Consider the following 25165-nt stretch of genomic DNA (forward strand, 5'->3'; position numbering starts at 1 on the left):
ACGTACTGACGCAGAAAGCAGGTGCTCGTGTCCACAGCTGACAGAAGTCCGTGGTGGCGTGGAGCCGTGATCTACCAGGTGTATCCCCGGAGCTTCGCCGACGGTAACGGCGACGGCATCGGTGACATCGCCGGCATCCGGTCCCGGCTGAACCACCTGTCCGCACTCGGCGTCGACGCGATCTGGTTTAGCCCCTGGTACCCGTCCCCGATGGCGGACGCCGGCTACGACGTCTCCGACTACCGCGACATCGACCCGGTCTTCGGCACCCTCACCGAGGTCGAGGCGCTGATCGCTGAGGCGCACGCGCTGGGCATCCGGACCATCGTCGACGTGGTGCCCAACCACTGCTCCGACGCGCACCCCTGGTTCCAGGCGGCGCTCGCCGGCGGACCCGGCGCGCCCGAACGGGAACTGTTCTGGTTCCGGCCCGGCCGGGGTCCCAACGGCGACGAACGACCCACCGACTGGATCGGCGAGTTCGGCGGCGAGACCTGGACCCGCACCACCAACCCGGACGGCACCCCCGGCGACTGGTACCTGCACCTGTTCGCCCCCCAGCAGCCGGACTTCAACTGGGACCACCCCCGGGTGCGGGAGGAGTTCGAGGACATCCTGCGGTTCTGGTTCGACCGGGGCGTGGACGGCATCCGGATCGACTCGGCCGGGCTCCTGGTCAAGGACGGGACGCTGCCCGAGGTCCGCGAGGACCAGCCGCACCCGTTCCACGACCTCGACGGGGTGCACGAGATCTACCGGGGCTGGCGTCGGGTCGCCGACGAGTACGCCGACCGGGCGCTGATCGGTGAGGTGTGGCTGCCGGACCGGCAGCGGTTCGCCAACTACCTGCGCCCGGACGAGCTGCACGCCGCGTTCAACTTCGACTTCCTCGGCTGCGCCTGGGACGCCGCGGCGCTGCGGGAGAGCATCGACGGGACGCTGAGCGCGCACGCGCCGGTGAACGCGCCGGCCACCTGGGTGCTCTCGAACCACGACGTCACCCGGCACGTCACCCGCTACGGTCGCGCGGACACGCGGTTCAGCTTTGCCGCCAAACGCGAGGGCACCCCAACCGACCTGGAGCTGGGCACCCGCCGGGCCCGCGCCGCCGCGCTGCTCTCGCTGTCGCTGCCCGGTGCCGCCTACGTCTACCAGGGCGAGGAGCTGGGCCTCTACGAGGTCGAGGACATCCCGTACGCGATGCGGCAGGACCCCATGTGGGAGCGGTCCGGCCGGATCGACCCCGGTCGGGACGGCTGCCGCGTACCGCTGCCGTGGGCCGGGGACGAGCCGCCGTTCGAGTTCAGCCCCGAGGGTGCCGCGGCGCCCTGGCTGCCGCAGCCGGCCGACTGGAAGGACCGAACGGCCAGCGCGCAGACCGGCGACTCGGCTTCGATGCTGGAGCTGTACCGGGCGGCGATCCAGGCCCGAAAGGCCGACCCGGCGCTCGGTGACGGTGAGCTGACCTGGTTGCCCGCCCCGGACGGGGTGCTGGCGTTCAGCCGCGGCGGCGGCTTCACCTGCCTGGTCAACCTGTCCGCCGCGCCGGTGCCGATGCCAGCTCAGGGGGAGTTGCTGCTGGCCAGCGGGCCGCTCGACGACGGGTTGCTGCCATCCGACACAGCGGTCTGGCTGCGTACCGCCGAATCCACCGACGGGCCGCGCGGGGCGGACGGCCCGGCCTGACCTGACTCTGCTCGCCGTGGTGCCGGCGGCCCGTCCCGGCCGCCGGCACCACGCCAACCAGGAAGGGAGAACCGAGGGGGGACGCGCGACACCGCACCGACACGGGGGGATCTGGCCTGCCTGACGAAAGGGAGAGCGCAGCTCATGGCCAACCACACCACCGGCACCCCGCACCACCTTCGACACCCGGCCCGGGCAGGATTGGCCGCCATCGCCGCCACCCTGCTCGCCGCCACCTCGGTCACCGCCCTCGCGGTGACCGGCACCGCTACCCCGGCCTCGGCGGCGGGGTTGTCCCCCTTCGACATCCCCAACCGGGGTGCCACCGTTCCGTTCGTCGAGCAGGAGGCGGAGGAGACCGCCCACAACGGCACGAAGATCGGCCCGGACCGGCGCTACGGCACGCTGCCGTCCGAGGCGTCCGGCCGGGAGGCGGTCACCCTCGACGCCGTCGGCGAGTACGTCGAGTTCACCCTCACCGCCCCGGCCAACGCTGTCACCTTCCGCTACAGCCTGCCGGACAGCCCGGCCGGCACCGGCCGCGACGCCGCCATCGACCTGCGGGCCAACGGTGCGCTGCTGAAGTCGGTAGCGGTCACGTCGAAGTACGGCTGGTACTACGGCGGGTACCCGTTCAACAACAACCCGGGCGACACCAACCCGCACCACTTCTACGACGAGACCCGGGCGCTGTTCGGCAGCACCCAGCCGGCCGGCACGAAGATCCGGCTCCAGGTCTCCTCGACCGCGCAGTCGCCCACATTCACCATCGACCTGGCCGACTTCGAGCTGGTCGCCCCGGCAATCACGAAGCCCTCCGGTGTGCTCGACGTGGTCACCGACTTCGGCGCCGACCCGAGTGGCGCCACCGACTCGACGGCGAAGTTCCAGGCGGCGGTCGACGCCGGCAAGGCCCAGGGCCGGGCGGTCTGGATTCCGACCGGCACCTTCACGCTCTGGGACCACGTGGTGGTCGACGGGGTGACGCTGCGCGGCGCGGGGCCCTGGTACTCGGTGCTCGGCGGCCGGCACCCCACCGAGCGGAACCGGTCCGTCGGCATCTACGGCAAGTACGTCCCCGGTGGCGGCTACACCGGCCCGGTCCGCACACACGAGGCGAACGGGCCCAGCCGCAACGTCACGCTGCGGGACTTCGCCATCATCGGCGACATCCGGGAACGGGTCGACGACGACCAGGTCAACGCCCTGGGCGGGGCGATGACCAACTCGGTGGTGGACAACCTCTGGCTGGAGAACACCAAGGTCGGGGCGTGGATGGACGGCCCGATGGACAACTTCACCATCCGCAACAGCCGGATCCTGGACCAGACCGCTGACGGGGTGAACTTCCACACCGGCGTCACCAACTCGACGGTGACGAACACGTTCGTCCGCAACACCGGCGACGACGCGTTGGCGATGTGGGCGCAGAGCGTGCCGAACGTCAACAACTCCTTCACCCGCAACACCATCGGGGTGACCCTGCTGGCGAATCACCTGGTCAGCTACGGCGGCCGGGACATCAAGATCACCGACAACGTGACCGCCGACTCGCTGACAAACGGCGGTGGCATCCACGTCGCGAACCGTTACCCCGGCGTACAGGGCGCCACCGGAGTCCAGGGCACCTGGACGATCGCCCGGAACACGCTGATCCGTAACGGCAACTCGGACTACAACTGGAACTTCGGTGTGGGGGCGATCTGGTTCTCCGCGCTCAACGAGGCGTTCCAGAACCCCACCATCAACATCACCGACACCGACATCCTGGACAGCTCGTACGCGGCGCTGCACTGGATCGAGGGCCAGACCAACGGGATCAACCTCAACAACGTACGGATCGACGGCGCCGGCACGTACGCGCTCCAAGTGCAGGCGAACAGCCAGGTGTCGTTCACCAACGTGCGGGCCACCAACATCGCGCAGAGCAACCCGATGCACAACTGCGTCGGCGCCGGCTTCCAGATCACCCAGGGCTCCGGCAACTCCGGCTGGTACACCCCGACCCCGTACTGCGGCCCGTGGCCGAACCCCCAGTGGGGCGGCGGACCCACCTCGCCGCCGCCCACCACCCCGCCGCCCACCACCCCGCCCCCGACCACCCCGCCCCCGACCACCCCGCCCCCGACCAGTGGGAACCTGGCGCTGGGCCGGCCGACGACAGCGACCAGCACCAACCAGAACTACACGGGCGCAAACGTGGTGGACGGCAACGCGTCGACGTACTGGGAGAGCGCCAACAACGCCTTCCCGCAGTCGGTCACCATCGACCTGGGTGCCTCCCGGTCGGTCGACCGGGTGGCGCTCAAGCTGCCCAGCGGTTGGGAGCAACGCACCCAGACCCTGTCGGTGCTCGGCTCCACCGACGGCTCGTCGTACACCACACTGGCGTCGTCCGCCGGTCGGGTCTTCACCCCCGGTGCGGGCAACACCGTCTCGATCGGGCTGCCCTCCGGTGACCGCCGCTACGTCCGGGTCACCGTCACCGGCAACACCGGCTGGCCGGCCGCCCAACTCTCCGAGGTCGAGGTGTACGGCGGCACCCAGACCACCCCGCCGCCGACCACGCCACCGCCGACCACGCCGCCCCCGACCACCCCGCCGCCCAGCGGCAACCTGGCGGCCGGACGGTCGATCACCGAGACCAGCCACTCCGACGTGTACGCCGCCCCCAACGCGGTGGACGGCAACGCGAACACCTACTGGGAGAGCGCCAACAACGCGTTCCCACAGTCGTTGACTGTGGACCTGGGTGCCGACCGGTCGGTGTCCCGGGTCGTGCTGAAGCTCCCACCCTCATCGGCCTGGCAGACGCGTACGCAGACGCTGGCGGTGCTCGGCTCCACGAACGGCTCGACGTTCAGCACGCTGAAGGCGTCCGCCGGCTACAGCTTCAACCCGGCCAGCGGCAACACGGTCACCGTGACCTTCACGGCGACCACCCAGCGGTACCTGCGGCTGACCGTCACCGGCAACAGCGGCTGGCCAGCCGGTCAGCTCAGCGAGTTCGAGATCTACTCCAGCTAGGTCGGGTGCCCCCGCCCGGACCGGGCGGGGGCACCCGGTCCCGGCGCAACGCCGCGCCAGCCGTCCGACCCCGTCCCCAACCCGCACCGTCCCCCACCTGTCGCGGAACGACGGGCGTACCCCTGCACCCGTCACCGGGCAACGCACCAACACCCACCCCCGAAAGAGGTGTAGCGACCCCATGTCCAGGACCGGCACCAGACGAGGCACGCCGCCAACCGGCGCGCCCACCACCGTCCCCCGCACCGCCCGAACCGGCCACCGGCGGCTCCTCGCCGGCGCGCTCGCCGGGATGCTCCTCGCCACCGCCCCGGTCGTCACCCCCATGGCGAGCGCGGCACCGGCGGCCGACCCGTCCGCGGCCGCCGCCCGGGTGGCCATGCTCGCCGGGCTCTCCGCCACCATGACCGCCAGCAGCTACAACCAGAACTACGTGGCGGGCAACGCCAACGACGGCAACGCCTCGACCTACTGGGAGAGCGCCAACAACGCGTTCCCGCAGTGGATCCAGGCGGACCTGGGCGCCACCGTCAGCGTGGACCGGGTGGTGCTCAAGCTGCCGCCCGCTGCCGACTGGCAGACCCGTACCCAGACGCTGTCGATTCTCGGTTCGACCAACGGCTCGTCCTTCACCACACTGAAGGCGTCCGCCGGCTACACCTTCAACCCGAGCAGCGGCAACACCGCGACCGTCAGCTTCACCGCCGCCAGCACCCGCTACGTACGCGTGCAGGTCACCGGCAACACCGGCTGGCCGGCGGCGCAGCTCTCCGAGGTCGAGGTCTACGGCGCCACCGGCAGCACCGACACCCAGGCGCCCAGCGTCCCGGGCAACCTGGCCTACACCCAGCCGGCCAGCGGGCAGATCCGGCTCACCTGGTCGGCGTCCACCGACAACGTCGGGGTGACCGGCTACGACGTCTACGCCAACGGTGCGCTGCGCGGCAGCGTCAACGGCTCGACGCTCACGTACACCGACAGTCAGGCGGCCACCGCCACGGTGTCGTACTACGTGCGGGCCAAGGACGCGGCCGGCAACCAGTCGGCGAACAGCAACACGGTGACCCGCACCGGCACCGGCAACCCGCCCACCGGGAGCAACCTGGCGGTCGGTAAGCCGATCACCGCCTCCGGGTTCGTGCACACGTTCGTGGCCACCAACGCCAACGACAACAACGTGGCCACCTACTGGGAGGGCAACGGCAACCCGAGCACGCTGACCGTGCAGCTCGGCGCGAACGCCAGCCTCAGCCAGGTCGTCGTGAAACTCAACCCGGACTCGGCGTGGGGCGCGCGTACCCAGAACATCACGGTGCTCGGCCGGGACCAGGGCTCGTCGAGCTTCACCACCCTGGTCGGCGCGGCGAACTACACCTTCAACCCGGGCAGCGGCAACACGGTGACCATCCCGGTCTCCGGTGCGGCGGCCGACGTACGCCTCTCGATCGCCTCGAACACCGGCGCTCCGGCCGGTCAGGTGGCCGAGTTCCAGGTCTTCGGCACCCCGGCGCCGAACCCGGACCTGACCGTGACCGGCATGTCGTTCAGCCCGTCCGCACCCGTGGAGACCAGCACCATCACGCTCTCCGCGACGGTGCGTAACGCGGGCTCGTCGGCCTCCGGCGCGACCAACGTCAACTTCTACCTTGGCTCCACCCGGGTCGGCACCGCCTCGGTCGGCGGTCTCGCGGCCGGCGCCTCGACCACTGTCAGCGCCAGCATCGGCACCAGGGACTCGGGCAGCTACCCGCTCAGCGCCAAGGTCGACGAGTCGAACACCGTCGTCGAGCAGGACGACACCAACAACAGCTACACGAACCCCAGCCCACTGGTCGTCGCCGCGGTCGCCAGCTCCGACCTGGTCGCCTCGGCGGTCGCCTGGTCGCCGGGCAACCCGTCGGCGGGCAACACGGTGACCTTCTCCGTGTCCATCCGCAACGCCGGCAACCAGGCTTCCGCCTCGGGTGCGCACGGCATCACCCTGACCGTGCTCAACGAGTCCGGCACCGTGGTCCGTACCCTGACCGGCTCGTACTCCGGCGTGATCAACGCCGGCGCGACTGTCGGCCCGATCAGCCTGGGCACCTGGACCGCCGCGAACGGCAAGTACACAGTCCGGGTGGTGCTCGCCGTCGACGGCAACGAACTGCCGGTGAAGCAGGCCAACAACACGAGTGACCGGCCGCTCTTCGTGGGGCGCGGCGCCAACATGCCGTACGACATGTACGAGGCTGAGGACGGCGTGATCGGCGGCGGCGCCGCCGTCGTCGGACCGAACCGGGAGGTCGGCGACCTGGCCGGTGAGGCGTCCGGTCGGCGGGCGGTGACCCTCAACTCGAACGGCAGCTACGTCGAGTTCACCACTCGGGCCAGCACCAACACGCTGGTCACCCGCTTCTCCATCCCGGACGCCGCCGGCGGTGGCGGGATCAACTCGACGCTGAACGTCTACGTCAATGGCACGTTCCACAAGGCCATCGACCTGACGTCCCGCTACGCCTGGCTGTACGGCAACGAGACCAGCCCGGGCAACTCGCCGAGCGCGGGCGGTCCGCGGCACATCTACGACGAAGCCAACGTCATGCTCAACTCCACGGTTCCGGCCGGCAGCAAGATCCGCCTTCAGAAGGACCCGGCCAACACCACCACGTACGCCATCGACTTCATCAACACGGAGCAGGTGGCGCCGATCGCCAACCCGGACCCGGCGCGCTACACCACGCCGACCGGCTTCACCCACCAGGACGTGCAGAACGCCCTGGACCGGGTGCGGATGGACAGCACCGGCAACCTGATCGGGGTGTACCTGCCGGCCGGTAACTACTCCACCTCGTCGAAGTTCCAGGTGTACGGCAAGGCGGTCCAGGTGACCGGCGCCGGCCCCTGGTACACCAGGTTCAACGCGCCGTCGGGCCAGGACAACACCGACATCGGCTTCCGGGCCGAGAACTCGGCGGCCAACTCGTCGTTCAAGAACTTCGCGTACTTCGGCAACTACACCTCGCGGATCGACGGTCCGGGCAAGGTGTTCGACTTCTCCAACGTGTCGAACATCGTGATCGACAACATCTGGAACGAGCACATGGTGTGCCTCTACTGGGGCGCGAACACCGACTACATGACCATCAAGAACTCCCGGATCCGGAACATGTTCGCCGACGGCATCAACATGACCAACGGGAGCACCAACAACCTGGTCAGCAACAACGACGCCCGGGCCACCGGCGACGACAGCTTCGCGCTGTTCTCCGCCATCGACGCGGGCGGCGCCGACATGAAGGACAACGTCTACGAGAACCTGACCTCGACCCTGACCTGGCGGGCCGCCGGTGTCGCCGTGTACGGCGGCTACGGCAACACGTTCCGCAACATCTACATCGCGGACACGCTGGTCTACTCGGGCATCACCATCAGCTCGCTCGACTTCGGCTATCCGATGAACGGCTTCGGTGCCAGCCCGCCCACCCGGTTCGAGAACATCTCGATAGTGCGGGCCGGTGGGCATTTCTGGGGCTCGCAGACCTTCCCGGCGATCTGGGTCTTCTCCGCCTCGAAGGTGTTCCAGGGCATCCGGGTCAGCGACGTCGACATCATCGATCCGACGTACAGCGGCATCATGTTCCAGACCAACTACGTCGGCGGGCAGCCGCAGAACCCGATCACCGACACGGTCTTCACGAACATCTCCATCAGCGGCGCCCGGAAGAGCGGGGACGCCTACGACGCGAAGTCCGGCTTCGCCATCTGGGCGAACCCGATGCCGGAGGCCGGGCAGGGGCCGGCCGTCGGGTCGGTCACTTTCAACAACCTCCGGTTGAGCAACAACGCGGTGGACATCCAGAACCCCACGACAACCTTCACCATCAACCGCAACTGAGCTAGTCGGTAGCCGACGCCGTCGGGGGGTGTACCCCTCCCGGCGGCGTCGCGCCGTGTCGGCCCTCGCCCGCCGCGAACCGGGCCGCGCCCGCCGCCGCGTCCGTGACCAGCGAGTCCATCCCGTACGCCAACTCGATCGCCAGCGCCTCCGGCTCTCCTCGCCCCGCGCCGGCCAGCAGCGCCGCCCGGTCGTTGCGCAGGCAGGTCTGCGGGTGCCGGGCGATCGCCGCCGCCAACTCCTCGGCCGCGGCCCGCGCCTGGCCGGGTGGCACCAACCGATTGACCAACCCCATCGTGTACGCCTCGTCGGCCGGCACCGGGCGGCCGGTGAGGATCAGGTCCATGGCCCGACTCTCGCCGATCAACCGGGGCAGCCGGACGGTGCCACCGTCGATCAGCGGCACTCCCCAGCGGCGGCAGAACACCCCGAGTGTCGCGTCGGACTCGGCGACCCGGAGGTCACACCAGAGCGCCAGTTCGAGCCCGCCCGCCACCGCGTACCCGGAGATCGCCGCGATCACGGGTTTGCTGAGCGTCATCCGGGTCGGACCCATCGGGCCGTCCCCCTCCGGCTCGACCCGGTTGCCGCTCGGTGTGCCGATCGCCTTGAGGTCGGCGCCGGCGCAGAACGTGCCACCGGCACCCCAGAGCACGGCCACCGAAGAGTCCGGGTCGGCGTCGAAGGCCCGGAACGCGTCGGCCAGCGCCCGAGCCGTAGGACCATCCACGGCGTTCCGAACGTCCGCCCGGTCCAACACCACCGTGGTGACCGCCCCGACCCGCTCCACCCGCACACCCATCCCGCCAGCATGCCGGGCCCGCCCCACCCCCACAATCCCCGTCGATCTTGCACTTCCAGTTGCCGGTTCGCGGCTGTTGTCCGGGATTGTCGGAGCAGAAACTACAAGATCGGCGGCGTGAGTGGTGCGGCAGGTTTGTCGCGGCCGACCGGTTTGCGACGGCGATCGCCGGGAAGTCGGTACTCGTGCGAGCACTTTTGACGAAAGTTGAGCAGGACTCCCGGCTGGACCGCGCGGGTGACCGGTTGCAGAAGGTCGTCCTTGGGACGCTGCGTCCACGCCGGTTACGCGACCTGCTGCACGGGGTGACCCTCGGGCATCCGCTGCACCCGGCGATGGTGCAGGTGCCGGTCGGCGCATGGATCAGCGCCGCGGTGCTGGACCTCATGCCCGGGCAGCGCCGGCCCGCCACCGTGCTGGTCGGTCTGGGCACCGTCAGCGCACTGCCAGCGGCGGTCGCCGGTCTGAACGACTGGGCAGCACTCGCCCGAGACCAGCGCCGGGTCGGCCTGGTGCACGCCGCCGCCAACACCGTCGGCATGACGCTCTACGCCGGCTCGTTGGCCGCCCGGCTGTCCGGCCGCCACGGCATGGGTCGCGCCCTCGGCTTCCTCGGGCTCTCCACGGTGAGCCTTGGCGCGTACATCGGGGGTCACCTGGCGTACAAGCAGGGGGCGCAGGTCAACCAGAGCATCTCCGAGCTGCACCGGATGACCGATGGCTGGCACTCGCTGGCCGACATGGCCACGCTGCCGCAACGCACCCTGATCACCCGAGAGGTGGACGACGACATCTCGGTGATCCTCTACCGGCACGGTGACGAGGTGACCGTGATGTTGGAGCGCTGCCCGCACCAGAGCGGGCCGCTCGGCGAGGGTGAGGTGCAGGAGATCGACGGGCACGCCTGCGTGGTCTGCCCGTGGCACGGCAGCGCCTTCCGGCTCAACGGCGGTGAGGTCGTGCAGGGGCCGTCCGGCAACGACCAGCAGATCCTGCCCACCCGGATCCAGAACGGCGTGCTCCAGACCCGCCTGCCTTGACCCGCCAGCCTTGACCCGCCTGCCTTGACCCGCCTGCCTTGACCCGCCTGCCGTGACCCGCCTGCCGTGACAGGCCTGCCCTGACCGGCCTGCCCCGACTGCCTGCCCTGACCGGCCCATCCTGACCGGCCTGCGGTGCCTTCGGCGTCGCTGTTTGCCATCCCGCGTCGCTGTTTGCCATCCCGCGTCGCGCTGTGCCATCCCGGCGCAGATGCTCCGCACCTCGGAGGCAGTACGTCCTCGACGCTCATACCTGTGAGTCATTTTTATGACTCACAGGTATATCGCTCTCCGAGACATTGCCCCGGCCGCTCCCGTTAGGCGGCGTGACCAGACCGTCGCGGCCGCGAATCGGCGCGACCTGGAGGAACCGGTCCGGCATTCGATGGCCAGCCGAGTCGCCGGCCTGGCACCCGGCATGACCCTGCCTGAGTTTGCGGAGCCTCCGCAGGGCGGCGCAGAAAACAGGTCGTGCGGGCCCGCTCAGGTGCGTCGGTGTCGGCCGACCGGCGGACCGTCCGGTACGGAGTCGAGGCCGTGCCCGCCGTCGAACAGCCCGCCCTCACCACCAGCATCGGCCCAGCCGTCGTCACCACTCCAGCCCCCGGGGCCGGCGGTCGCCATTCCGCCGCCGGGGGGTGCCGTGCCGCCGGAGAGAGCCATCCCGCTGCCCGGGAACGCCGTGCTGCCAGGGAAAGCCATTCCGCTTCCGGCGGGTGCCGCCACACTGCTTGTTGGTGCTGCCCCGCTACCGGTAGGTGCCGCCCCACTGCCGGTGGATGTCATTCCGCCGCTGCGAGGTGCGAAGTCGTTCCCGCCCGGCGCCCCGCCGCCGTGCGGTGTCGCCGGCGCTTCGATGGCCGCCGCCGCCCGGCTGGCAGCCCAGGCGGCACCGCTCCCGGCCGCCCCACCACTGCCCCGCCGGCCCGCGCCGCTGCTGCCTTGGCCCGCGCCGCTGCTTCGGCCTGCGCCGTCGCTGCTTCGGCCTGCGCCGTCGCTGCTTCGGCCTGCGCCGTCGCTGCTTCGGCCTGCGCCGCCGCTTCGGCCCGCGCCTCCGCTGCTTCGGCCCGCGCCGCCCCGGGATGTGCGGGAGGGCGCCGCCAGTCGGGGAGCCGCCCCGGCGGTGGCTGGACGGCGGCGCAGCCCCAGGACCGCGCCGATCTGGGCGCCGACGATGCTCGCCACCGCCAGTACGGCGGAGACCGCCAGCGGACGGTTCACCCCATCGGCGGCACCGGCCCGGGCTGCACCGACCGTCATCGCTGGTGGTTGGCCCGCTGACTCCGTACCACTGGGTGGTGCCGGGGCCACCCGCGGCGGTGCGGCGCGCTCGGGCGCCGGCCGGGGCGCGGGTGGCTTCGGCGCTGCGGGCCGGTCGACGAGCCGACCGGTGGCGTGCCGCCGGGCCCCTTGGTCGGCGGCCTCGGTGGGCAGTCGGAGCAGTTGGCCGGGGCGGATCTGGTCCGGGTCGTCGAGCTTGTTCAGCTTGGCGAGCTGTCGGTAGTCCCCGAACTCGTCCAGGTACCGCTCGGCCACCTCTCCGAGGTAGTCGCCCCGTGCCACCCGGTACACCGGCGCGGCCGTGTCCGGTGTCGTCACGGCGCGGGTCGGCGCGGCCATGGTGGTGACGGCCGTTGCGCTCGGACTCGCGTACACCGGAGTTCCGTAGACCGCCGCGGCGCTGGCGGCGGCCGGGCTGGCCACCAGGATCAGCGCGACCGAGCCGACCAGCGCAGCGGCGGCCTTCTGCTGGCGGCCCATCCCGGGCAGTCTCGGCGCCGGCCGGCGCAGGGTCTGGGCACCCAACTCGACGAGGACGGAGAAGGCGAACGTGGCCCAGCCGAACCAACCGGCCACAGCCAACGCCCGCAGGAAGAGCTGACCGTCGTCCCGGCTGGTCAGCGCGGTGCCGACCTCGCTGATCGTGGGGAGGTGATCGGGCAGAGGGTTACCGGCGAAGGCGAGCAGCGCGATCGGCGCGCCGACCAGCAGCACCAGGAGCACGGCCAGCGCGCCGATGCCGGTGAGGATCCGTCCGGTCCGCCGTACGACGGACCCACCCGATACGGGCATGGCTGCCTTCCTTCCTACGGTGTTGCGGTGATGGCACGCGCGGTCGCCTCGCCGGTGACGGTGACCGTCTTCTCCTGGACGAACGGTCCGACCATCGAGCGGTGGTAGGTGATGGAGACGGTCACCCGGATCAGGGTTTCCCCGTCGACCTCGGGGAAGTTCACGGTGTGGCTGGCGGTGTCCACGTCGTCCAGGTAGTTGGCGACCGCATCGCGCGCCTCCGGCTCATTGATCCGCTTCGGCCCGCCCTCGATGGCGGTGGCCCGGTCGATGGCCTGACCGCCGGCCCGGGCCGCCTCGGCGGCCAGGTTCTGGGCGCGTTGCAGGGTGCGGAGCTGCCCGGCGGCGTCGAAGGAGAGGCCGATGATGGCCAGTACGCCGACCATCGTCACCGCGAGGAAGATGCTCACCCGGCCGTGCTCACCTGCCAGCGAGGGCCGGGCAGCCGACGTGGTGGCCGTCATTGCCGACTCCGGTAACGGTCAAGTGGGGAGGTGAACTGCGCGGAGATCAGCCGTTCACTCTCCATCCCGGGCAGGATGTCGAGGGTGATGTCCTTGAAGGACACGCGGCAGCTGATCGTCACCGTCACCGTGGCGTTCGTACCGACTGTGCTGCTGAAGGCTTTGTCGAAGCTCGACTCATTGCCGGGCGACTTGCCGGTGAATTCCGGGTCCAGGCCGTTGGCGCAGGCCAGGCCGTGCCAGTCCAGCTGTTTCTGGGCAGCCTCCCGCGCCTCTTCTTTGGCGACGTCGGAGTTCCGGGAGATCGAGGCGGCCCGGGCGGCGTCGTGCGCGGCCGCTTCGAGCGCCTCCGCGGCAACCGCGCTGCGCCCGACCACGCCGGCCAGCACCATCAGCGCGATGAAGGCGGGCGCGAGCACCGCCACCTCGATGGAGACCGAGCCCCGCTCGGCGGTACGGGTCATGGCGGGGTCACCCTCTCCACCGTTCCGTGGGCAGTCTGCTGTATTGCGAAGTCCACGCCCGGCACCACGGACAGGGACCGGCCGCTCACCGTGCAGGTCACGTCGGTCGTGGTGGTCACGCAGGTCGGACCGGACCTGTCCCAGCCCACCAGCCAACCGCCGGAGGCCCTCAGGAAGCGGGAGGTGCTGTCCACCCCGGCGCCGTCGCTCGCCTGGTACGTCCGCTGCGCGTTCACGCCACTCTGCGCGGCGTTCAGGGCGGTGGATCGGGCGAGGAAGACGGCCGCGACCTGGATCGAGGCGAAGAGCAGTACCAGGATCAGGGGCATCATCACCGCCAGTTCCACCGGGTTGGCACCCCGCTCGCGGTCGCCGGCCGCGAGGTGGCGCCGGGCGGCGGTGACCGCCCGGTGCCGCCTCGGGAACGCCTGTCGACTCATGCCGGCTACTACGGCTTCGTGTAATCCGGGATGCCGGTCATCCAGTTGTTGGCCTTGATCAGGGCCGCAGCGGTGACGGCCATGGCGACGGCGACCAGGCCGGCGATGATCACCGCGGTGGGCACCGGGCTGTCGCCGCGCTCACTGTCACGGTGCAGTTCGGCCAGGCGCGTCGTCACCACGACGTGCAGATAGCTGAGGATGGACATGGCGTTCTCCTTCAAGGGGGAGGGGTCAGACACGGGCGATGAACGGATAGAGGACGAACCCGAGCAGCACGAAGACGAGCAGCGCGCCCGGGATGTCGAGCTTGCTGGTCACCCCTTCGGCGCGGGCGAGGTTGTCGGTGCGGATCTGGTCGCGCAGCGAGTCGGCCCGGCTGCGCAGCGTCTCGTGCACCTGCGCGCCCTCGCTGCCGGAGGACCGCATGATCGCGCCGACGTCGCCCAACTCCGGAATGCCGATCTTGTCGGCGAGGTCGCGCAGTTCGTCCCAGGGCGCGTGCATCTGCATCTGGGCGATCCGCAGCGACTCCTGGAGCCGGTCGAACACCCAACCGTCGCAGACCGCCGCCGCCCGCTCCAGCGACTGCACCGGCCCGTGCGCCGCCGAGAGTTGCAACGCCACCAGGTCGAGGTAGGTGCAGACGGCCTGGCGGAACTCGTCGCGGGCGGCGTTGGCCCTGGTCAGCACGGCGCGGTGCGCCATCAGGCCGGCCAGCAGCGCCAGGCCGAGGCTGCCCAGCACCGGCACGACCAGGGGAAACGGGATGCCGAGCACCCACAGCACCACCCCGAGCACTGTCGGCGTGGCCAACCCGATCAGCGCGGAGAGCAGCACCGACAACGCGTACTGCTCGGAGGTCTGACCGATCAGGGCGAGCTGCATCTGCGGCGGCCGCAACCAGCGGGACATCCCGGTCAGCCAGTCAAGCCGCCGGGACGCGGCCGTGGCCACCTGGCCGGTGCCCGGCGGCTGATGCAGTCGGCGCAGCGCAGGCCCGAGCGCCGGTGTCGCCGGCACCAACTCCCGGACGACCAGGAACACACCCAGACCGATCCCGGCGCCACCGCAGACCGCGAGGGCAAACTGCCAGTTCACGATCATGGGAGCCGCCTTTCGTTCGCGACTGCGGGCCTCCGCCGCGCTGCGCTCCTCGCGCTCACGCGATCACCTCGCTGGGGTTGGGCGCCGGCAGGAACCGGGCCGGCCGTTGCGGCTGGCTCATCGACCGAACCCAGGCCAGCAGGCCGATGAAGGCGGCACCGAGGGCGGCCATCACCAGCTGACCCACCGGTGTGCCGTACGGCCTGATGTACTCGGTGTTGATCAGCCCGTACGCCAGGGTCGCCAGCGTCATCCCGGTGAGGAAGCGGACCGCGAACCGGGGCTGGGTGCGCTTGGCCTCGATCTCCCGACGGGTCGCCACCTCCGCGGACGCAGCGCCGGCGATCGAACCGAGCACGTCACCCAGCCGCTCACCCCGGTCCGACAGGTGCAGGATCAGCGCCGCGACCACCTGGTCGCAGACCGGGTCGGCGATCTCGTCGGCGAACGCCAGCAGCGCGGAACGGGCCATCCAGCCGGCCTGGAGACGGGCCGCGAGCAGCCGTACCTCGTCCTCGACGCCGGGTGGCACGCTGCCGATCGTGCCGATGATCGCCTGTTGGAGGCCCTGCCCGGTGCCGGAGACGTCCTTGAGTCGGCGGGTCCACTCGCCGACCGCCTCGATCCGGGCGATCGCCCGCTGTTCGGCCTTGCCCACCCCGAAGAGCCACGGGGTGCCGGGCACCGCCACCGCCACCAGCAGGCCCACCACCGGCAACCCGGTCAGCAGGAACGCCAACGCGCCGGCGGCCAGCGCGGCCACCAGCAGCGCCTGATAGGCCCGGTGCTCGGTCGGAGTGCTGCCCGGCCCGCGCCACAGTCGGCTCAGCCCCGGCCCGCTGCCCGGCCGCGGCCCGGGGGGTCGACGGGTGCCGACCAGCGCGACCACGGCCAGCAGCAGCCCGGCCACACAGGCGGCGCCGGAGACCACCGCGATCAGTTCCAGGCTGTCGAGCATCAGATCACCGCCGGGCCAGTCGGGTCTGCCGAGGCCGCCGCCAGGCACCGGCACCGGCCTCGACCCACCGGGTCAGCAGCCGCGCGTCGTAACCCACCCGCAGCAACTGGTCGCGGACCCGCTCCGGCAGGTGCCGGGGGACCGCACGACCGTCCGGGCCCGGCCCGAAGACAGTGGTGGTGGTGATCCGACCGGCCTCGCCGGCCCCGATCACCTCCTCCACATGCGAGACGAACCGGTGCTTCCGCCCGCCGATCGCCGTCTCGTCCTCGATGGTGACGTAGACGATCAGGTCGAGCGCGTTGCCGGCCATCCGACGAGCCTGGTCAACGGTCATCTCGCGGCCGTGCGCCAGGGCCAGCTCGACGATCCGTTCACCCACACCGGCCGCGGTACGGGCGTGGATGGTGCACATCGATCCCCGACTGGTGGTCATCGCCTGGAGCATCGGCACGATCTCCCGGGACCGAACCTCGCCCACGATGATCCGCAGGACCCCCATCCGCAGCGACAGTGGGATCAGGTCGGCGATGGTCACCTCACCGGCTGGGCGGCCGTCGAAGCCACGCTCGCCGTGACCCTCCCGGGCTTCGAAGCTCATCACCGCCCGGTGCCGCTCCCGGCGGCGGGCCGGGAGCAGCTCCCGACTCTCCTCCAGCAGCACGTACGGCTCGTCGGGCGGGATCTCGTTCATCAGCGCCCTGATGACAGTGGTCTTTCCGGCGCCAGCCAACCCGGCGACCATGATGTTCAGACCGGCGCGCATCGCCGCGCGGAGGAAGTCGCGCAGCAGCGGATCGATCATCTCGTCCAGGTCACCTCGGGCGCCCGCGAGGTCGTCGAGGCTCACGTCCAGGGTGTTGTGCTTGCGGATCACCGCGTACGGGCGGTGGCTGACCAGGAACACCGCTGCCAGCCGGCTGCCGTCGGGCAGTTGCAGGTCGAGGGTGGGCTTCACTGTCGAGAGGGACCGCTCGGTCGCGCCCGCCCGACGGGCCGCCGCCTGAAGGATCTCCACCAACTCGGCGTCGCTGTCGGCGATCGGCTCGGCCCAGTCCACCCCACCGCCGTGCCGGGTGATGCGTACCTGGTCGCAGCCGAGTATGTGCACCTCCTCGATGGTGTCGTCGACCAGCAGCGTCTGTAGCCGGCCGAGCCCGACCAGCTCGGCGGTCACCTGGTCGAGCAGCAGGCGTTCATCGCCGGCGGCCATCGGCGTGCCGGCCCGGCGCACCGAGTCCGCGTACGCGGCGACCACAGTGACGGCGAGTCGGGCCCGCTCGGTGTCCTCCTCGTCGACTGTGAACTCCCGGCCGCGCTGCCAGAGGGTGAGACGTTCGGTGAGTTCCCGGCGCAGCTCCCGGACCACCTGGAAGTCCATCCGGGCCCGGGGCGGCGACTCCGGCGGCGGGCTGGCCGCGGGCGTCGACTGCGGCTGCGGCCCGGACTGGTGGTGCCGGCCGTTCGGCACGGCCAGGGGCGGCGCGGTGGAGGTCACGGCCGGTGGCTGCTGGCGCGGATCGGTGGAGACCGGCTCAAACCGCATCCGGCACCCCCTGCTGCACGGGCCACGCCAACCGGGCCCGTCGCCGCTCCAGGAGCGCCCCGATCGGGACCTCCAGCGCGGCCGCCGCGCGCATCAGCGGCCGACCGGCCCGCACGGTCCCGCCCAGGGCGAGCACCCCGGCGGTACGCGGATCGTGCGGCAGCCGTGCGATGACCGGCAGTTTCAGGGCACGACTGATCTCGGCCCGCCCGTGCCCATCGCCGACCAGCAGCAGCCGCAGGGTGCCCGGGGGCACCCTGTGCTCGGCGAAGTCCCGTTCGATCGCGGTGACCACAGCGCGGGTGCCGGAGAGGTCCGGCAGGTTCGCCCGGGTCACCAACAGCACCACTGAGGCGGCCCGCAGCACCGGCCACGGAGGCCCGGTCACGTGCAGCCGACCACAGTCGACAAGGACGTCGTAGCCGGGGGTGCCGCGGTCGAGGGCGTCGAAGTAGTCGGCGAAGCGTTGCCAGAGCGGGGTGACGCTGCCGCTCTGGGCCGGGTCGACGAGGCCGGGCAGCAGCAGCCGTTCCCGGCGGGGGGCGTCCAGGTCGACCAACTGGGACCAGAACGCGGTCTCCAGGTTGCCGTCGCGCAACTCGCCGACGGCCAGCTCTCCGATGCCGCGCGGGCCGTCCAGCTGACCGCCGAGGTATCCGGCGAGGATCGAGCCGCCGGCCGGGTCACATTCGGCGACCACCAGCCGCCGGTGCCAGGCCAGCGCACAGGCCAGCGCCGAGGTGGTGACGCCGGGCGAACCCTTCGCGGACACCAGCGCGATGATCGCCATCCTCAGGCCGCCTCGGTGAGTACGACGGCGAGCCGTTCCTGTGCGGCGAGCGCCACCACCGCCGGCACATCACGTGTCGGTAGCGCCAGGTACAGGACCTTGTCGTCGTTGGCCGGGCTGACCATGTCGATGACGGTGGCCGCGAACCGGGTGCCGGCGGCGGCCGCGTCTGCGTCGGCATCGTTGTCCGGAGTGCTGACCAGCAGGACCTTGTCGCCGGGGTGCAGTTCGCGGGCCGGCACCTGGGCGGTCTTCAGGCCGAGCGCGATCTGCTGCTGTCCGGGGCCGAGCAGCGGGTCGTCGGTGATCTGTCCCAGGGTGAGCAGCGTGCCCGGAAGCAGGGCGACCGCAGCCCGTTTGCCGACCACTTCGTCGAGCCGTGCGGCGGGCACCGGGCGCAACCCCTGGCCGCCGGCGACCTGCACGGTGACCAGGTCGGCTGCGCTGATCTCCCGGCCCACCTCCACCGGTCGTGCCACCGCCAGATAGCTGCCGGTGGCCCGTACCGAGGTGACCGCGAAGGCCGCGCCCAGCCCGCCCAGCGCGATCAGGAGGACGGCGAGACCGAGCAGCCCGGGACGGACCCGGCGTTGGCGGACCACTGTGGGCGGGTTGACGGGAGCGTCCACCGACGGGGTCCCGTTGCGCGTCGCGAGGCTCATCTGGTGACCACCTGAAGTTCGTTGATCCTGATCTGCACGATGCCGCTTCTCCGGGTCTGCGGGATCACCCGCCTTGTGGCGTCGCTGTTGGTCCACCAGCTCACCGTCCAGTGCGTGGTGGCGGTGACGTCGTAGGTGTCTGCCTTCGGGTAGCCCTCGTCGTAGCCGCAGTCCGGGGAGGTGGCACCCGCCCGCGTGCCTGTGGCCTTGTACTCGGTGCCGGCGTCGTCGCAGGTGACCTTCTCGCCGTTGCCCATGTCCCAGACGATCCGGTCGACCTTCGCTTCGATGTAGACGGTCAAACCCCGGTCGGACTCGTCGGCGTATATCGGGCCGAAGTAGTTCCTTCCCGGCGTTGCCCACATCCACACGGGCAGGCCGACCAGGCCGGGGCCGATGTTCTTGCGGGGTGCCACCTTCAGCCGGGCGGGCAACAGACTGATCGACGCCAGGGCGCGACGGGCCAGCTCCTCCGGGTTGGGCGGCGCGCCGAAGCCGGCCGGCGGATCGGCCAACGACACCACGTCCTGGGCACCCAGGTCGCCGCCGTTGCAGGTTTGCAGGTACCACTGCTCACCCTCGGGGGGCTCGACCGGCCCCTCGGTCGGCTTGTAGTAGCACCCGTCGCCGTTGTTGAACCAGCCCAGGTCCTCGTCGTAGCAGGGGATGGTCCGCCCGTTCCACTGGCAGACGCCGCCACCGCCACCGCCGCCGTCGTCCCCGCCCCCACCGTTGTCCCCGCCGCCTCCAGGATCACCGGGGTTGCCGGGTTCGTCGTCCCAGACGCTGCAGTCGGGTTGGTCGGGTGGGCAGCCCGCTCCCGGGTCGGCCCGTAGGGCGGCGGTGGCCGGCGGGGCCGCACCGACTACCAGCAGGAGCGTGAGGGCGAGCCCGGCGAGCGCCCGTCGGGTTGTCGCGGCCCGGCTCAGCACGGCTGGTCCCGGTGCGTAGCGCCGTAGTTGATCAGCCAACGACCGTCGGGATAGCGGGTCGCGGTGGCGGTGGAGAGGTGTCTGCCGCCACCGCTGCCCGGGACCGAGCGCTTGTCCTTGGCGTAGACCAGCCGGTAGCCGGTCGTGTCCAGGCAGTCCTGGATCTCCACGGTTGCCGGCTTCGCGTCCAGGCTGACGGCGGTCACGGTCGGGTCGGACTTGAACGTCCCGGTACGCATAGCGCCGTGCTCCTTAGCCTCGCGAATGGACACCCGAACCCGGGTCAAAAGTGGATCACCGAGGAACCGGGACAGTTCCGGCGAACGCGGATCACTGCGTAGACCCGCCGTGCGCGAGGCCGCGAGATACCCGGAGTACGCGTCAAGTGCCGCCTTTTCGGCAGCGCGTCGTTCGACGTCGGAATCGGGTTGGGGTCCGTTGTCGCGGACTTCCGTCGGCCGTTCGACCGTTTCCCGTCCGCTGGCGCAGGCGGTGACCGGCATCGCCGCCACGCCCACCAGCAGGCAGATTGCCGCTCTTCTGAGCTGCCGTCCGCGCACCGTCGAGCCTCCTCGTGGTCGCCCGGGGCGGTGACGGTTCACCGCCGTCGGGCATGCGGAAGCGCGCCCGGATCAGCACATCCGGAGCCGTTCATTGCGCTTCTGCATTCACCGTTACGGATCTTCTACAAATTCGGGGTCCTGTGTCGTCCGATGGTGAAGGTGAGGCTTGCGTCACACCCAAGGGGCGAGCATAGGCTGACGCTCGCCGATGCAACAGAGGCAATTCAAGCGAACACTCAGCGTGATGACAGGTGGTGGTGGCGGGTGTCCAGACTGCTCCCCGGGCAATGGGCGAGGGAACTGTCGTTGTTGATGGGGCACCTTCGGGCCGGATGGGTCCACCGGAGTCTCGCCACCGGTCCCGGGAGTGGGACATCGCGGTCTCATCCCGGCATTCGGCCGGCATCGGCACCCTGTCGGCGGGCCGTCTCGTCCAACGGCGCGCCTGACTCGGAAGCGGTCGAAAGCGCCCGCGCAGGCTCCGGTCGGCAGGTCGCTTTCCGCGCCATCCGCTACACCACAGCGAGCGTTCAATCACGATCCGTGTTCACCATCGCGAGGGGGCAGCTGGCCGCAGTGGAGGCGACATGGCGCTGACCGGCCCCCCGGCGGCCATCCCCGGTCGGGAGGACCAACCCGATCGGAGCCCGGCACCCCCGCCGTCAGGTGATGCGACGGAACCCGTCCGCCGGGCAACGCCTGCTCCGCCGAGCGAACGACCGGCGGGCCTCGCCTCGGCGGTGACACGCACCCGGGTCTCGACAGTGTTAGCGATTCTCGCGATCAGCCCGCTGATGCGGTTGGCCGCGCTGCGCTACGCCGTACCCCCGGGTCTGCCCAGCCGGAGCGGCTGCGACGCCTGCGGCGCGCCGGTCGGCCTGACCCGCCCCTGGCCTGCGCTGGGCCCGGCAGCCCGGTGCGGTCACTGCCGCGCCCGGGTCGGCCAACCGCCGGCCACCGTCGAGCTGGCCGTGCTCGCGGCGGCGTTGCTGCTGGCGCTCGCCGGTCCGCCGGGCGGGGCGCTGCCGGCGCTGATCTGGTGGCTCGGCTGGACCATCCCGGCGATCCTCGTCGACCTGGCCGTGCACCGGTTGCCGGACCGGCTCACAGTGCCCGCGGCGGCCGGGACCTGGCTGCTGCTCGGCGTGGCCGCGCTCGACGCCGACCCGGGGCACTGGCTGCGAGCCGTCATCGGCGGCACCGGGCTGGCGCTCTTCTTCGCCAGCACCGCCCTGCTGCTCAGCCGCCGCGGCTTCGGACTGGGCGACGCCAAGCTGGCGCTCAGCGTCGGCGCGCTGCTCGGCTGGCACGGCTGGCCGGTGCTGCTGTTCGGCCTGGTGCTCACCTTCGGGCTCTCCGCCCTGGTGAGTCTGGGCCTGCTGGCCACCCGCCGTGCCAACTGGAGCACCCACCTGCCCTTCGGCCCGTTCCTGCTGCTCGGCACGACGGCCGCCCTCCTACTGGCGACCTGACCCGCCCGGCCCGAGCGGCGAGGGGCGTCGGTGGTCAGGGGCGGGAGCGGCTGGCCAGTTTGGGGACCGGGCTGTCGGGACGGTTGGCCCGACGGCGGAGGACCTCGCTGGTCGGGCGGGCCAGCAACGGGGTGACCACCACGGCCACCAGGGCACCGAACAGCACTCCCGCGATCACATCGTGCGGGTAGTGCACGCCCACGAAGACCCGGGAGAAGGCGCCGAGCGCGGCCAGGGGCAGCGCGATCAGGCCGAGTCGGCGGGAGAGCAGCAGCGTGGTGACCGCCAGCGCACCGGCGATGGTGGCGTGGTTGCTCGGGAACGACCAGTCGCCCGGCGGTGGGCAGGCGCCAGCGATGATCTCCCGACCGATCGTTCGGCAGGGGCGGTCCTGGTCCACCACGGTCTTGAAGAACTCGCTGCCCACGTACGCCAGGAGGGCCGGCACCGGCGAGATCAGGGCGAGCGCCCGGTCGTGCGGGCCGCCGGACCGGCGGCTCAGCGCGGCCATCACCAGCAGCGCGCCGAGCAGCAGGATCACCCCCTCGGTGGCGTGTCCGACGAACCACTGCACCGGCTCTGGGCTGCCGGCTGCGGCGTCGACGACGTCGCGGTACCACTCGGCGCTGATCTCCGGAACGTCCGTGCTGCCGTTGTTGACCATGCATCACCTCACTTCACGTTCATACCCTGTTCACCTTGGGCACACCCTAGGAACGCGCCAGAGGGCATCGCTGCTGTCGAAGGTCGGGCGGTCTGTCAGACCTTCGTCCAGGATTCGCACAGCCGCCTCTGGTTGGCTGTCGCAGGACGTCGACATCGACAGGAGGCCTCGTGCAGACCGGTTCGGCCACCGATCAACCGCAGTCCACCGCCGCTACGGCGGACGAGGAGACCTGGCGGATCCGGCGTACGGCGGCCGACGTGGACCGGCTCGGCGAAACCGAGTCGATCTTCGCGTTGGGCAACGGGTGGATCGGCTGGCGTGGGGTGCTCGACGAGGGTGCCCCGTGCGGGATGCCAGGCAGTTACGTCAGTGGCTTCCACGAGCGGCGCGAGCTGAGCTACCCCGAGGAGGGGTACGCGTTTCCGCCGGCCAGCGACACCGTCATCAGCGCACCGAACGCCGCGCTGATCCGACTCTGGGTCGACGACGAGCCGTTGGACCTCCGGACCGGGACGCTGCGCAGCCACGAACGGGTGCTCGACCTGCGTACCGGCGTGCTGCGCCGGGAGACCGAGTGGATTTCACCGGCCGGGCGGGGCGTACGCATTCGCAGCACCCGGTTGGTGTCCCTGCCGCGTCGTCCGGTGGCCGCCGTCCGGTACGAGGTCGAGCCGCTGGACGCCGCCGTCGAGCTGCGGGTCTGCTCGGACCTGCTGGCCAACGAGAAGGTGCCGGAGCGTTCGGACGACCCCCGGGCCGCCTCGGTGCCCACCGACCCGCTGACCGCCGAGACGTACCGTGCGACAGGCCTCGACGGGGTGTTGGTGCACCGCACCGAGCGCAGCCGTCAGCGCGTCGCGGTCGCTGTCAGTCACCTGCTGGAGGGGCCGGGCACTGTGACGACCAGCGGTGACTGCACCCCGGACCGGGTACGGCTGACCGTTGAGGGTCGCCTGCAGCCGGGGGAGGGGTTGCGGCTGACGAAGTTCGCCGCCTACGAGTGGGCGGCGGTCGACGCGACGCCCGCCGACGAGTTGGCCGCCCTGGTCGCCGCCGAGGCGGACGCGGCGCGCGCGGACGGCTTCGACGCCCTGCTCACCGACCAGCGCGCCGCCCTGGATGCGGCCTGGCAGGTCGCCGACGTGCAGCTCGACGGCGATCCGGAGCTTCAGCAGGCCGTTCGGTTCGCGATGTTCCACCTGATCCAGGCCGGTCGGCCGGACTCGGACCGCACCATCTCGGCCAAGGGGTTGACCGGCAACGGCTACGACGGGCACGTCCTCTGGGACACCGAGAGTTACGTCCTGCCGGTGCTCACCTACCTGGCCCCGGCGGTGGCCCGTTCGGCGTTGAGTTGGCGGCACGCCCACCTCCCGGAGGCGCGGGAGCGGGCCACCGAGCTGCGGTTGAGCGGCGCGACCTTCCCGTGGCGCACCATCGGCGGCCGGGAATGCTCCGGCTACTGGCCGGCGGGCACCGCTGCGCTGCACGTCAACGCCGACATCGCCGACGCGGTGCTGCGCTACCTGGCGGCAACGGACGACCAGCGGTTCCTGGCCGAGGCGGGGCTGGAACTGCTGGTGGAGACCGCCCGGCTCTGGCACGGCTTCGGCCACTGGTCGGACGAGGGCGACTTCCACCTGCACGGGGTGACCGGCCCGGACGAGTACGCCGCGCTGGTCGACGACAACGTGTTCACCAACCTGATGGCGAAGCGCAATCTGCGCGGCGCGGCGGACGCCGCCGAGGGACATCCCGAGCTGGCCGGCCGGCTCGGCGTGGACCGCGACGAGGTGGCCGGCTGGCGGGCCGCCGCCGACGCGATGGCCATCCCGTACGACCGCGAGCGCGGGGTGCACCAGCAGGCCGCCGGCTTCACCGAACAACCCGAGTGGGACTTCGCGAACACCGGTGAGGACGACTACCCGCTGCTGCTGCACTTCCCGTACCTGGAGCTGTACCGCAAGCAGGTGGTGAAGCAGGCCGACCTGGTGCTGGCCATGCAGCTCTGCCCCGGCGAGTTCACCGCCGACGAGAAGGCCCGCAACCTGGCCTACTACCAGGCCTGCACGGTCCGCGACTCGTCGCTGTCGGCGGCACCGCAGGCCGTGCTGGCCGCCGAGGTCGGGCACCTGGATCTGGCGTACGACCTGTTCGCCGAGTCTGTCCTTCAGGACCTGGCGGACTTGGGCGACAAGACCGCCGACGGGCTGCACCTGGCCTCGCTGGCCGGCGCGTGGCTGGCGCTGGTGCAGGGCTTCGGTGGGCTGCGCGACGACCGGGGGGTGCTCTCCTTCGACCCCCGGCTGCCGCGTCGGATCGACCGGTTGGCGTTCAGCCTGCGCTGGCGCGGCCACCGGCTGCGGGTCACGTTGACTCCGGCCGGGGCCCGCTACGAGCTGCCCGACGCCGCGCCCGATGCCGAGATCGAGCTGTGGCACCACGGCGAGTCGCTGCGGGTCACCGGCGCCGAGCCGGTCACCCGGCCGATGCCGCCGGTGCCCGACGCCGGCCCGGAGCCGCCCTCCCCGCCCGGCCGCCGCCCCACCCGCCGCTCAGCTGACTGAGCCGCCCCGACCGGCTCAGGCTGCCGCG

General features: G+C 71.3%; 19 protein-coding genes and 1 pseudogene. 6 read left to right on the plus strand and 14 right to left on the minus strand.

All coding sequences use genetic code 11. From position 1 onward, the window contains the following. Positions 1-66: 66 nt before the first annotated feature. The 3 genes from GUI43_RS11590 to GUI43_RS11600 all read left to right on the plus strand — a co-directional run bounded on the left by GUI43_RS11590 (position 67) and on the right by GUI43_RS11600 (position 8590). The gene (locus tag GUI43_RS11590; RefSeq protein WP_244220415.1) at positions 67-1686 is read left to right on the plus strand and encodes a glycoside hydrolase family 13 protein; all 1620 of its coding nucleotides are present in this window, start codon (positions 67-69) and stop codon (positions 1684-1686) included. A gap of 144 nt (positions 1687-1830) precedes the next feature. After that, on the plus strand, positions 1831-4713 hold the full coding sequence (locus GUI43_RS11595) for a galactose-binding domain-containing protein (RefSeq protein WP_112698780.1): 2883 nt from the start codon (positions 1831-1833) through the stop codon (positions 4711-4713). 181 nt (positions 4714-4894) lie between these two features. Further along, the gene (locus GUI43_RS11600; protein WP_112698781.1) at positions 4895-8590 is read left to right on the plus strand and encodes a galactose-binding domain-containing protein; all 3696 of its coding nucleotides are present in this window, start codon (positions 4895-4897) and stop codon (positions 8588-8590) included. A 1-nt stretch (position 8591) separates the two neighbouring features. Here GUI43_RS11600 and GUI43_RS11605 read toward each other — a convergent pair whose 3' ends face one another. Next, positions 8592-9392, minus strand: coding sequence for a crotonase/enoyl-CoA hydratase family protein (locus tag GUI43_RS11605; RefSeq protein WP_112586251.1), 801 nt, complete (start codon positions 9390-9392; stop codon positions 8592-8594). Between the two features lie 185 nt (positions 9393-9577). Between GUI43_RS11605 and GUI43_RS11610 the strand changes: the two genes are divergently transcribed. After that, on the plus strand, positions 9578-10432 hold the full coding sequence (locus GUI43_RS11610; protein WP_112586253.1) for a Rieske (2Fe-2S) protein: 855 nt from the start codon (positions 9578-9580) through the stop codon (positions 10430-10432). A 1089-nt stretch (positions 10433-11521) separates the two neighbouring features. Here GUI43_RS11610 and GUI43_RS11620 read toward each other — a convergent pair. The 12 genes and pseudogenes from GUI43_RS11620 to GUI43_RS11675 all read right to left on the minus strand — a co-directional run. Further along, a pseudogene (locus tag GUI43_RS11620) lies at positions 11522-12505 on the minus strand (LysM peptidoglycan-binding domain-containing protein); the annotation flags it as partial. 14 nt (positions 12506-12519) lie between these two features. Next, on the minus strand, positions 12520-12969 hold the full coding sequence (locus tag GUI43_RS11625; protein WP_112698782.1) for a pilus assembly protein TadG-related protein: 450 nt from the start codon (positions 12967-12969) through the stop codon (positions 12520-12522). Beyond that, positions 12966-13433 carry a TadE/TadG family type IV pilus assembly protein gene (locus GUI43_RS11630; RefSeq protein WP_112586257.1) on the minus strand — a complete coding sequence of 156 codons (468 nt, stop codon included), beginning with the start codon at positions 13431-13433 and terminating at the stop codon, positions 12966-12968. The genes GUI43_RS11625 and GUI43_RS11630 overlap by 4 nt, the downstream gene beginning before the upstream one ends. Continuing rightward, positions 13430-13873 carry a TadE family protein gene (locus GUI43_RS11635; protein WP_112698783.1) on the minus strand — a complete coding sequence of 148 codons (444 nt, stop codon included), beginning with the start codon at positions 13871-13873 and terminating at the stop codon, positions 13430-13432. The genes GUI43_RS11630 and GUI43_RS11635 overlap by 4 nt, the downstream gene beginning before the upstream one ends. A gap of 8 nt (positions 13874-13881) precedes the next feature. After that, on the minus strand, positions 13882-14082 hold the full coding sequence (locus GUI43_RS11640; RefSeq protein WP_112698784.1) for a hypothetical protein: 201 nt from the start codon (positions 14080-14082) through the stop codon (positions 13882-13884). 25 nt (positions 14083-14107) lie between these two features. After that, a complete protein-coding gene (locus GUI43_RS11645; RefSeq protein WP_112586263.1) occupies positions 14108-14980 on the minus strand; it encodes a type II secretion system F family protein in 873 nt (290 codons plus the stop codon). 55 nt (positions 14981-15035) lie between these two features. Next, a complete protein-coding gene (locus GUI43_RS11650; RefSeq protein WP_112603335.1) occupies positions 15036-15938 on the minus strand; it encodes a type II secretion system F family protein in 903 nt (300 codons plus the stop codon). Positions 15939-15942: 4 nt separating this feature from the next. Beyond that, the gene (locus GUI43_RS11655; RefSeq protein ID WP_112586265.1) at positions 15943-17484 is read right to left on the minus strand and encodes a TadA family conjugal transfer-associated ATPase; all 1542 of its coding nucleotides are present in this window, start codon (positions 17482-17484) and stop codon (positions 15943-15945) included. After that, a complete protein-coding gene (locus GUI43_RS11660) occupies positions 17474-18274 on the minus strand; it encodes a CpaE/TadZ family protein (RefSeq protein ID WP_112586267.1) in 801 nt (266 codons plus the stop codon). The genes GUI43_RS11655 and GUI43_RS11660 overlap by 11 nt, the downstream gene beginning before the upstream one ends. Positions 18275-18276: 2 nt before the next feature. After that, positions 18277-18936, minus strand: coding sequence for an SAF domain-containing protein (locus GUI43_RS11665; protein ID WP_112698785.1), 660 nt, complete (start codon positions 18934-18936; stop codon positions 18277-18279). After that, entirely contained in the window at positions 18933-19868 is a 936-nt protein-coding gene (locus GUI43_RS11670) for a hypothetical protein (protein WP_112586271.1), read from the minus strand. The genes GUI43_RS11665 and GUI43_RS11670 overlap by 4 nt, the downstream gene beginning before the upstream one ends. Then, on the minus strand, positions 19862-20428 hold the full coding sequence (locus tag GUI43_RS11675; protein WP_112603309.1) for a hypothetical protein: 567 nt from the start codon (positions 20426-20428) through the stop codon (positions 19862-19864). Before GUI43_RS11675 ends, GUI43_RS11670 begins: the two co-directional genes overlap by 7 nt. Before the next feature lie 797 nt (positions 20429-21225). Here GUI43_RS11675 and GUI43_RS11680 point away from each other — a divergent pair. Next, positions 21226-21903, plus strand: a complete 678-nt coding sequence (locus GUI43_RS11680) for a prepilin peptidase (RefSeq protein ID WP_249037722.1) — start codon at positions 21226-21228, stop codon at positions 21901-21903. Positions 21904-21937: 34 nt separating this feature from the next. On the opposite strand, the gene GUI43_RS11685 is transcribed toward GUI43_RS11680, so the two are convergent. Then, positions 21938-22567, minus strand: coding sequence for a phosphatase PAP2 family protein (locus GUI43_RS11685; protein WP_112586278.1), 630 nt, complete (start codon positions 22565-22567; stop codon positions 21938-21940). Between the two features lie 170 nt (positions 22568-22737). Between GUI43_RS11685 and GUI43_RS11690 the strand changes: the two genes are divergently transcribed. Continuing rightward, entirely contained in the window at positions 22738-25137 is a 2400-nt protein-coding gene (locus tag GUI43_RS11690; RefSeq protein WP_112698787.1) for a glycoside hydrolase family 65 protein, read from the plus strand. Positions 25138-25165: the final 28 nt, after the last annotated feature.

The organism is Micromonospora noduli (genome assembly GCF_003264365.1).
Lineage (GTDB): Bacteria > Actinomycetota > Actinomycetes > Mycobacteriales > Micromonosporaceae > Micromonospora > Micromonospora noduli.